1 protein-coding gene is annotated in these 479 nt (G+C 46.6%); it reads left to right on the forward strand.

All coding sequences use genetic code 11. The features are described from left to right. Positions 1-479: hypothetical protein (locus KP705_RS17340; RefSeq protein WP_215765176.1), on the forward strand; the 479-nt coding region annotated here is incomplete at both ends.

Below are 479 nucleotides of genomic sequence, written 5' to 3' on the forward strand. Positions count from 1 at the left end.
CAGAGGTACGGATCGTTTAAGGAGTTCAAGGGGTCTCTTAATGATGAGAGGCTTCGCATCGTTCGAGATCAGTCTGATGGATCTCTGAAGATGATGAAGAAGCGTGTCATCAATGATGCTGAGCTTTTCACGAAGCGTGATGAAGGCGAAGCCACGATAGGTGTCCCTAAATCATTGGATATGTTCGGGCCCGATATTGCTATGGCTCTCTGTGTTGAGCCTTCTCTTGATGGTCGTGTCATCGTTGGTGATGAAATAAAATTCGAGCAGATGGAGAATAAGATTGTTGGGCTGATGCTCCCGCATCATGCTTTCTATAACGTCTCTGAACCCTGTCTTATGGTCCAGAATTATACGCAGACGCCTGACACTGAACTCGGCAAAAAGGCTCTCGAACTCATTGAAGTTGTCTCTAAGCGACACCATCAGCAGGTTATCGAAAAACTCCAAAAAATTGGATGCGATGCTCTAACGGGGCG

Origin of the sequence: Gluconobacter sp. P1D12_c (genome assembly GCF_018812105.1) — a bacterium.
In the GTDB taxonomy this organism is placed as follows: domain Bacteria; phylum Pseudomonadota; class Alphaproteobacteria; order Acetobacterales; family Acetobacteraceae; genus Gluconobacter; species Gluconobacter oxydans_A.